An 8,095-nucleotide genomic window follows, 5' to 3' on the forward strand; every position below is an offset into this window, starting at 1 on the left:
GAGTTCCATAAGTCACCTGTGGTTATCTATGATTATCAGCCAGGGCGCGGGGCAAACTGCCTCAACACCTTCCTTGGTGATTACTCTGGTTATCTGCTGTCGGATGGGTATCCCGCATATGACACTCTTAAAGATGTCACGCAAGCGGGTTGCATGGCCCATGCAAGACGTAAGTTCACCGATGCTCAAAAAGCTCAACCGACCAAGAAAGTTGGCCGTGTAGAAAAAGCGCTGAACTATATCGGGAAGCTTTACGGTATAGAACGGGAGACTAGAAAACTAAGCCCAGAAAAGCGGCGACAGATAAGGCAACAAAAAGCCAAGCCTATACTCGATGAGTTCCATCAATGGTTGGTCGGAATTAAGGAAACACAACTACCGAAAGGTAAGCTCGGGATCGCCATCAACTATGCGATAAACCAGTGGCCAAAACTTCTTACGTATCTTGAAGACGGTCATATCAGCATCGATAATAACGTGACTGAGAGAGATGTGCGTCCGTTTACCACGGGGCGCAAAAATTGGATGTTCTCAACTTCAGTAGACGGAGCAAAGGCCAGCGCAAACCTCTATAGCCTGGTCATGACTTGCCGTGCCAACGACATCAATCCCTACTTCTACTTCGTGCACCTGTTCAGGGAGTTACCGAAGCGTTCACCAAGCGATGATTTAACTGATCTTATGCCATGGAATGTAGAAATCAGCGAGGCTGAATAAGGTCTCACTGGTTAACTAGGCGCTTACAATCAGACCAGATTTTTCCATTAAAACTTGTGAATTGATCTTGCTGAGGCTCAATAAAACATAACGCCGCGTTAAGGGGCAGCCAACGCAACTGCCAAGCTTACGCATAACACCGTAACCACAAAAACCAACGCATAATAAAAATGCCACGCGTTGGCTGTCCCTCTTGAACGCTTTGTTATAAGCAAATAACACATTGATTTAATTGATTTTCAACTGTTCTACGCCATATAGAACCCATGCACTATTAAGAGCTTCAAAACCAATTTTCGGATAATAACCTTGTGCTTTCGGTGCTGACAGTAAAACCAATTTACAGCTTGGGCTCAGCTCTTCTTTGGTCACTAAGATCAGATATTTACCTATACCATTGGATTGAACACTTTCATCAACAGCTAAATCAGACAGATAGCAGCAATAATGGAAATCTGTCACTGAACGAGCCACACCGACAAGTTGATCGTTCAGCCATGCGGTCACAATTAAATTAGAGTTATCGAGCATACCCTGAATAGTTGACTCATTATCCAAAGGACGCCGCTCACCCAATGATGTTTTCTTCAGTAAACTCACGAATTGTTCAACTGAGATTGGATGGTTTACTTTGTACTCGATTTCCATTTTTCATCCTCTGGAGCTGAATTTGCTTATAACGCCCAATTAAGTAGCCCGAAACGCAACTACCAACTTCCTGCATTACACCGTAAACACTAAACTCAACGCAAAACAAAAATGCCACGCGTTGAGGGTCTGCTTGAATTGTTTGTTATATTTCTAGTCCTTACACCATACACTTCGCACACCAACACTATTAAAACCAACTGATTTACAATTCTTGCTACTAATGCTGCTTGGCATTACATCAGTTAAAAGAACCTGTACACCTAAAGACATTGCATCCGAAATTCGAGCCCGAAGCAAAGCCGTTTGACACCCTTTTGAACGATAGTTGTCTTGTGTATACGCATTGGCTAATATTGCATATTCATTTTCGATAAAGCTCGTTGCCCAAGCACAGGGCTCGCCATTTATTTTTGCGACATAACAGCGAAATGTGTCTGTACAATAAAATGAGCGCTTCTTATCCCAGATTTCATCTGAACACTCTAAACCTGACGTTTTGAGTAAAGTTAGAAACGCATCGACATTATCGTGTGTCCATCGTTCAACCGTGACTTCTTCAGAGACTTCTTCGTGCGCTACGTAGTTTACTGCCCTTAGTTCTAGAAACTCATGCTCGTAAGCTGGGACAAACTCACTACTTGATAACCATGCCTTCAATTCGTTGGTTATTGCCTGTGGTTCGATAGAAATTTCAGGAGAGAAGTCATGTTTGTACAAACCCAAATGGCTCTCTAAGTCTCCTATAGTACAAACACCATGGATTATTATCTGGTTGTCATACTTACGAGTTCTATCGATAAAAACTGAGCATCCTTCAAACTCAGACGAAAAAAGTTCACTTTTTACATCTGTGGAAAGAGTTCGCTCATTATTAAATTGAAAGTAAGAGCTATATACGCCTTTGACTCTTTTATCTTGCATCGTTCCCTCGATATTGAATGAAATATAACGCCGCGTTAAGGGGTGAGTAACGCAACTACCAACTCACCGCATTACACTAAAAACTAATAAAATCAACGCATAATGAAAATGCTAAGCGTTGCGAATCCCTCTTAAACGCTTTGTTATACGTGCGGTTTAAACTTTTTTGTCATACCTTCGCTAGATGGAGATACTAGCTTGTAACCTAACTTTTCATAAAATGCCGGTTCATCTGCAATCATTGATACATACGAACCATCTAAAGCAACTGATGACAAATAACTATCTATATATTCCATAACTTTTCGACCAAGCCCCCTACCTTGGTAAGAGGGATCAACTGCAACGTCCACTACCTCAAAATTACATGCGCCATCTCCAACTACACGACCCATTGCGATTAGCTCGTCACCATTTCTTATTGAAATACCATATAAGCTATTTGGTAAAGCAATTGTGGCCGCTTTGAGAGATTTTGGTGAGAGGCCAGCCTTTACACGCATGTCACAGAATTCTTTTGGACTAGGCACTTTTTCTTCGAATTTTATTGTCATCATGACGCTCCTATTGATTCATATGAAGCATACATTTTACAACTGTATAAATAAACAGTTTGACGATAATTCTGATAAGCACGTATAACGCCGCATTAAGGGGCAGCCAACGCTACTACCAACTCACCGCATAACACCGTAATCACAAAAACTAACGCATAATAAAAATGCCACGCGTTGGCTGTCCCTCTTAAATGCTTTGTTAGCTGAATTTCTCCATGACAAAGTTGCACAGCTTTTGACCGCGAACTTCTATGGTTTGTTCTTGTATCACATTGAAACCAAATCTCTCGTAAAACGGACGAGCTGTAATACTCACCTCAGAATAAAACCTAGTAATTCCTTGTAACTCACCCATTCTGAGTACATGTTCCATTAACTGTCGTCCAACTCCTTGGCCTTGATGTTCATGGTGACAAAAGAAATGATCAATTAATCCATTTTCTTGAAGATCACTATAACCAACAATTTTCCCATCAATTTCAGCAACAAAAGGTGACAGCAAGTTCATTTTTCGTTGCCAAATCTCAGAAGAAAAACCATCTGGAGCCCATGCTTCAACTTGGGCTTGCGAATAATCACGTAAGTTCACATTATGAACCGTATGATAAAAAATAGCCCATAAATCAAGCGCATCTGATTCTTGATACTTTCTAATTTCGATCATGCTGATATTTACCACCATTCAGCTAACGCCGCGTTAAGGGGTGAGCAACGCAACGACTAACTTACCGCATTGCACTAAAAACTAATAAAATCAATGCATAACGAAAATACCACGCGTTGCGAATCCCTCTTAAACGCTTTGTTAGGCGATTTTGCAGATGTACTATTTCTGGTAGAGATAACTGGGTATGTAATCTGACTTCACATCCAGTGTATAGCCATATTTTTCATACGCATATTTGGCTGCCGTGAGGAGGTGTAGTGAAATATAACCATCCGGATCTGTTTTAAAATCCTTACCGCGTGTCCACCACTCTTTATGCATTTCTAAAGCGCGATACATGGATAGGTTATACGCTACTTGGTCTTGCTGATGTATAGCTTGCATCACATCAAAAAAACCTAAAGTCACTCTAATTCCATGTGAGCTCACTCTCCGCTCTTACCGAGTTTGATTTTCCCGCTGGATATGGGCAACAAAACCATCCATTAAGCCGGTAATATCACTGCTTGCTTGGAGGCCAAGCATATGCAGCACTATCTCAAGGTGATAACGAGCATTCAGGCCACTGAACTCGATTTGTTCCTTATGTAAAAGCCTCATCAGCAGATTTAAATCTTCATTGCGTCCCGTCACAATAGTAAGGTAGATCATGTTAAGCCATGCGAAAGATCTAATCTTATCGTTCCTACCTTGGGCTGGAATTGCAAAATCTACTCCTTGGTATTGAAAGGGGATGAACTCCCCTTTCGGTTGATTCATCTGGCGTAACCATAATATCGCGTACTGTTGAGCAGAGAAAAAATGCTCTACTACCTCAGAGTCTGCGACTGATGGCAGATAGTGACCAATCGCAAATAGCTTGCAAAGGTCTCGATACCCAGTTTCAAATCCAAAACAGTTTTTTTCCGCAATGCTCAATGAAAACTGGTTGGTTTCGATCAACATCTCTAAGGTCGCATCATAAACACGCTGCTCACCTTCTAAATTTTTAATATGAGTCTTCAGCGCTCTTCTCATCACTGGCTCATTGGAAACAACCTTTATTTCGTCTGCCCCAGTAATGAGCTCTGTCGCTTCATGAGAATTGGCTCGCCCAAGTAAGGACAAGATAAAACGGAATGGAGTACGCATCGATTGTAACCTTTGATTATGAGCCAAATATAAATTTAGAGATTGATAACAATGGCTCGCATTATCACAATCAATGCCTGTCGATGTCTACTATCGCCTAACGCCGCATTAAGGGGCAAGCAACGCAAACAACTGAACTCAAACTAACCAGCCGTAACCTCAAATGTCTACCCAAACCAAAAATGCCACGCGTTGCTTGTCCCTCTTAAATGCTTTGTTAGGGCTATTTTTGTAGTTCGAAAAACTCTTTATGTACAGAACAAATAGTCCTCGAAAAGGTGCCAACGAAATCTCTAGCAGCATCAGTTGAAGCTAGCATAAGTGGTAAAAATTCATTAACACGCTTACCAAGAACTACTCCAACGTCCAAAGGATTACCGCTATCTAGGTGCCGCATTTCAAATCCAACATTTGTCATCAAATCATACATTGTAAGCACTTGATGATCCTTTGACTCCCATTCAATTTTATCATGTACCATCTTATTTCGAATTTTGATGGCTTGTTCAAAGGTGTCGTGGAATGTCTGCTTGATCTGACTTGATGTTGCTTTATCGATGACATCCTGCCTTACTAACGCACCTAGCATTGTTGCGTTTAGTTCCCTTAGCCGATAGAACTCATGAAAAAACATTCTTACAAGCAATTCAAAACGGCTCACAATACTCCCATACAGAAGAGAGTGATAATTCGAAGGGAGGCTCTCTATGTCGTGAATGACAATATCGAGTCCAGTCAATATTTCATTTGTATTTTTTACCCAGGTAAAAACCGTAAACAAAAAGAACTCTTCTTTTGACTCGATTGAAATTCCTGAAAGATCAAACTCAGGGTCTTCAATGCGGGATTTTATTTCATCAGTGAGGCTAAAAATAAATGCCTTTACTTCTTCAGGGTACTCAACTTTATCAATTTTCATACTTACCCCAAACTTGAAGGTTAATAGCCCTAACGCCCGCTTAAGGGGCTGACAACGCTACTACCAAGTTACCGCATAACACTAAAACCACCAAAATCAACGCACAATAAAAATGCCGCGCGTTGGAAGTCCCTCTTGAAGCGTTTGTTATGCTTTATTACTTATTGATTAAATTGAACTTTTTCAACATTTATTGGTTCAAGCCACTTTAACTCAAAATGATAAACTTGCCTACTTTCAGCAAACATTGTTGCCGATAAGATCCCAAATAAGTTGAAGCGAATGAGCCTGCGGAATCAAGGGGTCAACAGCACCAAAGGAAGAGACCATTCAGCGACAATTGAACCTTTTACGAACACAATCTATCAGAGCAGAGCCGGAAAAAAGCACAAAATCATCGATAAACTTGAACTAACCAAACACTGTCAGCAAGTAAGGTATTCATGAGATCCCAAACATGCTGAAGCGAAATAGCCTGCGGGATCAATGAACAAACAACGCCAAAGAAAGAGACCTTTTAGCAAAAATCGAACCTTTTGCGTACACAATTTATCAGAGCAGAGTTGGCTAAAAATGCACGAGCATCGTTCAACTTTTAATAGCCACAAAAAAGGACAATATACTAATATTATCAATTAATTAGGATGAAAAACCGCTAAAATCAGACCAAGCTTTCCTATTAAAATTTGTATATTGATTTTGCTGAGGCTCAATAAAGCATAACGCCCTGTTAAGGTGTGAGCAACGCAATACCGAAACCTCCGTATACCGCCTTAAACACTAAAACCAACGCATAGTAAAAATGCCACGCGTTGCGAATCACTCTTAAACAGTTTGTTATACGGAGATTTTCCACCGTCCAATTTTATGAGCGAAACCACCAACTCTAACCTTAATAATACCTTGCTCGTTTGAATCTACAGACGCGGTAATTTTTGAAATACACTTCATTGCCCGACCTTGTTCGAAAATAAAACTATTCGAATGTGTATTAGGAAGGTGTTTAGTTAGGTAACACGCTAATGCACCACTCGCACTCCCCGTCGCTGATTCCTCGGAAATACCAAATAGTGGAGCGAAGTTACGACAGCTTGCTGTAACCATGCTTGTTTTTTCACATAACTCAAAAGCATGAATACCAATTACTTCATGCCTTTTACAAAAATTAATGGTTAGATTTTTATTCACTTGAATTTTATCGAGATACCCATATGGGACTGGAACAATAATATCGGGTAAACCTGTTGAAACAACCTCAATCGGTAACCGTGTTGACTCAAGGACTTTCGAGTCTAGCCCGACTAACTCCGATATAAGTTCATGACTGAACTGTGCACGGTATTCTGGTAGCTTCTGATCCATGACTACAAGACCGTTTCTCTCAATGGTTACGACAAATAAACCTGCTTTAGTCCTTTGAAGGTATTTACCTTCACTTATGATACCGTCTTGATACATTGTTGAAAATACAGCTAATGTAGCGTGTCCACAAAAATCAACTTCACCTGTTACGGTAAAAAAGGACACCTCAAAATCAGCTTCATTATCCTGAGATACAAATGCAGTTTCCGAATAGCCAACAACTTGTGCTATTTGTAATTTTTCTTCGTTCGACAAATAATCGGCGTCAAGTACAACACCCGCAGGGTTTCCACCCGTTCCATTCGCAGTAAAGGAATTAACTAAAATAGCTTCAACGTTCTTCAATCTCTATTTCTCCGTATAACGCCCGCCTAAGGGGCTGGCAACGCATAACACTAAACTCAAACACAACAACCGTAACCACCGCGGCTCAATGGGACTGGAAACGCCACGCGTTGACAGTCCCTCTTGAGGCGTTTGTTATACAAACATTCACAGTTTTTCTGATAGCTTTTTTAAATAATTTCTAGCAAGTTGATTGTTATCTCGGCTTAACGTAAGCGCCTAGTTAACCAGTGAGACCTTATTCAGCCTCGCTGATTTCTACATTCCATGGCATAAGATCAGTTAAATCATCGCTTGGTGAACGCTTCGGTAACTCCCTGAACAGGTGCACGAAGTAGAAGTAGGGATTGATGTCGTTGGCACGGCAAGTCATGACCAGGCTATAGAGGTTTGCGCTGGCCTTTGCTCCGTCTACTGAAGTTGAGAACATCCAATTTTTGCGCCCCGTGGTAAACGGACGCACATCTCTCTCAGTCACGTTATTATCGATGCTGATATGACCGTCTTCAAGATACGTAAGAAGTTTTGGCCACTGGTTTATCGCATAGTTGATGGCGATCCCGAGCTTACCTTTCGGTAGTTGTGTTTCCTTAATTCCGACCAACCATTGATGGAACTCATCGAGTATAGGCTTGGCTTTTTGTTGCCTTATCTGTCGCCGCTTTTCTGGGCTTAGTTTTCTAGTCTCCCGTTCTATACCGTAAAGCTTCCCGATATAGTTCAGCGCTTTTTCTACACGGCCAACTTTCTTGGTCGGTTGAGCTTTTTGAGCATCGGTGAACTTACGTCTTGCATGGGCCATGCAACCCGCTTGCGTGACATCTT

7 protein-coding genes and 2 pseudogenes are annotated in these 8,095 nt (G+C 41.2%); 1 reads left to right on the forward strand and 8 read right to left on the reverse strand.

The genetic code is table 11. The features are described 5' to 3' along the window. A pseudogene (locus VIB_RS00005) lies at positions 1-717 on the forward strand (IS66-like element ISVme1 family transposase); the annotation flags it as partial. A gap of 228 nt (positions 718-945) precedes the next feature. On the opposite strand, the gene VIB_RS00010 reads toward VIB_RS00005, so the two are convergent. From VIB_RS00010 to tnpC, 8 genes and pseudogenes are all read right to left on the reverse strand, one after another. Next, positions 946-1,365 (reverse strand): GNAT family N-acetyltransferase, encoded by a 420-nt coding sequence (locus VIB_RS00010; protein WP_004393806.1) that lies wholly within the window; start codon positions 1,363-1,365, stop codon positions 946-948. Positions 1,366-1,518: 153 nt separating this feature from the next. Continuing rightward, complete coding sequence (locus VIB_RS00015; protein ID WP_004393807.1) at positions 1,519-2,289, reverse strand: GNAT family N-acetyltransferase; 771 nt, start codon at positions 2,287-2,289, stop codon at positions 1,519-1,521. Between the two features lie 143 nt (positions 2,290-2,432). Beyond that, positions 2,433-2,843, reverse strand: coding sequence for a GNAT family N-acetyltransferase (locus VIB_RS00020; protein ID WP_000152776.1), 411 nt, complete (start codon positions 2,841-2,843; stop codon positions 2,433-2,435). 202 nt (positions 2,844-3,045) lie between these two features. Continuing rightward, complete coding sequence (locus tag VIB_RS00025) at positions 3,046-3,510, reverse strand: GNAT family N-acetyltransferase (RefSeq protein WP_040903542.1); 465 nt, start codon at positions 3,508-3,510, stop codon at positions 3,046-3,048. A gap of 162 nt (positions 3,511-3,672) precedes the next feature. Continuing rightward, a pseudogene (locus VIB_RS00030) lies at positions 3,673-4,644 on the reverse strand (immunity 49 family protein). Between the two features lie 223 nt (positions 4,645-4,867). Further along, a complete protein-coding gene (locus tag VIB_RS00035; RefSeq protein ID WP_004393810.1) occupies positions 4,868-5,563 on the reverse strand; it encodes a hypothetical protein in 696 nt (231 codons plus the stop codon). Between the two features lie 837 nt (positions 5,564-6,400). After that, entirely contained in the window at positions 6,401-7,270 is an 870-nt protein-coding gene (locus VIB_RS00040; protein WP_004393817.1) for a PhzF family phenazine biosynthesis protein, read from the reverse strand. A gap of 238 nt (positions 7,271-7,508) precedes the next feature. Further along, a partial coding sequence (tnpC, locus tag VIB_RS00045) for an IS66 family transposase (RefSeq protein ID WP_040903544.1) occupies positions 7,509-8,095 on the reverse strand: 587 nt, incomplete at its 5' end.

The organism is Vibrio metschnikovii CIP 69.14 (assembly GCF_000176155.1).
Taxonomy (GTDB): Bacteria; Pseudomonadota; Gammaproteobacteria; order Enterobacterales; family Vibrionaceae; genus Vibrio; species Vibrio metschnikovii.

Coding starts and splice junctions, on each gene's coding strand:
- VIB_RS00015 (WP_004393807.1), bottom strand. CDS start 2,289: ATGCAAGATAAAAGAGTCAAAGGCGTATATAGCTCTTACTTTCAATTT.
- VIB_RS00020 (WP_000152776.1), bottom strand. CDS start 2,843: ATGACAATAAAATTCGAAGAAAAAGTGCCTAGTCCAAAAGAATTCTGT.
- VIB_RS00025 (WP_040903542.1), bottom strand. CDS start 3,510: ATGATCGAAATTAGAAAGTATCAAGAATCAGATGCGCTTGATTTATGG.
- VIB_RS00010 (WP_004393806.1), bottom strand. CDS start 1,365: ATGGAAATCGAGTACAAAGTAAACCATCCAATCTCAGTTGAACAATTC.
- VIB_RS00035 (WP_004393810.1), bottom strand. CDS start 5,563: ATGAAAATTGATAAAGTTGAGTACCCTGAAGAAGTAAAGGCATTTATT.